This is a genomic window from Blastocatellia bacterium (assembly GCA_035275065.1).
GTDB lineage: Bacteria > Acidobacteriota > Blastocatellia > UBA7656 > UBA7656 > DATENM01.
In genome coordinates, this window is record DATENM010000149.1 from 1 (window position 1) to 1,402 (window position 1,402).

Below are 1,402 nucleotides of genomic sequence, written 5' to 3' on the forward strand. Positions count from 1 at the left end.
TTGCATAGTTTAGCGAAATTAGCTCTGGCCTTTGTGTATGTCGTTTGAATTGCCATCACTCACCTACTTGTTTTGATGTGTACAGATTAACAGTACAGGTCGTCAAATCATTGGTCAAGGGCGGGCGATAGGCGTCTAACGAACACACATCACCGGGCCGCCGAGCGGCAATAAAAGTATGCATGAGAGCTGCGCTGCACGGCCTCCGCTGCAACGCCTTGTTAGACCCGCTTTTGTGGACACGACAGCTTTACAATTCGCGTATGAGATTTTCGGGCGTCTCACTCTCCGACTATCCGCAGCGCTTCTTCTTTGAGTGCGTTACTGATGTAAAAGCCTTTCGCTTCCAGTTTGCTAAGAATTGGCTTGAGTGATGCGATGATTTCAGCCTGTTTCGCTTGCGCCAGAACTCCTACGGTGCCGATGATCGGAATGCCTAAGTTCTTAGCTACTAAACGCGCTTGGCGGTCATCCAAAATTAGCCGCACGCCACGCTCGCCGGCTAATGCAATCGCTTCTGCCTCGCCATCATCTATGAGCAGTTTCAACGTGGCTACCCTTGTGGTATCAGAGGGCACTTCTATTCTGAGCCACGCTAATGTGATCCCGAATTCTCTGTCAACTTCCGGCGGGATCATAATGGGTTCGAATAAAGCAGGCAGCAGATCGAGATGTCCTATGCGCTCAAGTCCAATCAGGCAGGTACTGTCCGTGATTATCGGCTCTTTCACAAGCCTAATTCCTCCCGCAGCGCATCGGGAGAATAGTTAAATACTGGAACTCGGTAATGGCCTAACATCTCCATAAATGCACGCTTAGACAGTCCAGCCATTTTTGCTGCTTGACCGAGTGATACCTTGCTCACTTCATAAAGCTTGATGGCAAGCAGCAGCCGGGCTTCATCTTCTGATAAAGTAGATGGGAGGGTCACCGTCATCTCGACCGTATTCATCATAGTACTCACATTATTAGCATCCAGATTCTTCTATTTCAAGAATGCGGCTGATCATTCAATTAGCGAAGGCCGATTTGCGGGTCTAACGCTCGACATTACCGGGCGCGGCATGCTGCATTGAAGTAGCCATAAGAAGCTCGCTTGCCGCGCTCCGGTGCATGTCGTTGTTAGGTGCGTTGCCAAGAAAGCCTTTTGCCATTGATGTAGGATTTTAGTTGCTTATTGCCATTGATGTAGGATTTTAGTTGCTTAGAGTTTTCCCAAATCTTCGTATACTTGGCGCGCTATATCTTCAACGGTATCAAACATGTAAACTACGTAGTCTTTTCGCATCCGACTCTTTAGACTATCAAGCTTTGCCTTTCCAGCAGGGTCAGGTTCAATATCAGAAACTTTAACTGGCGCATCATCTCGTATGACATAAAGAAACATCGGTTTCCCACTAGT

The 1,402-nt window shown here is 47.9% G+C and carries 3 protein-coding genes; all 3 read right to left on the reverse strand.

From position 1 onward, the window contains the following. Positions 1-281: 281 nt before the first annotated feature. Complete coding sequence (locus tag VJ464_27455) at positions 282-731, reverse strand: DUF3368 domain-containing protein (GenBank protein HKQ08890.1); 450 nt, start codon at positions 729-731, stop codon at positions 282-284. Continuing rightward, on the reverse strand, positions 728-952 hold the full coding sequence (locus VJ464_27460) for a UPF0175 family protein (GenBank protein ID HKQ08891.1): 225 nt from the start codon (positions 950-952) through the stop codon (positions 728-730). Before VJ464_27460 ends, VJ464_27455 begins: the two co-directional genes overlap by 4 nt. A gap of 252 nt (positions 953-1,204) precedes the next feature. Then, positions 1,205-1,402, reverse strand: a 198-nt coding sequence (locus tag VJ464_27465; GenBank protein HKQ08892.1) for a hypothetical protein, incomplete at its 5' end; no start/stop codon positions are given.

Bases quoted from the DNA above. Each gene is read 5' to 3' on its own strand.
- VJ464_27460 (HKQ08891.1), bottom strand. From the start codon at position 952: ATGAATACGGTCGAGATGACGGTGACCCTCCCATCTACTTTATCAGAA.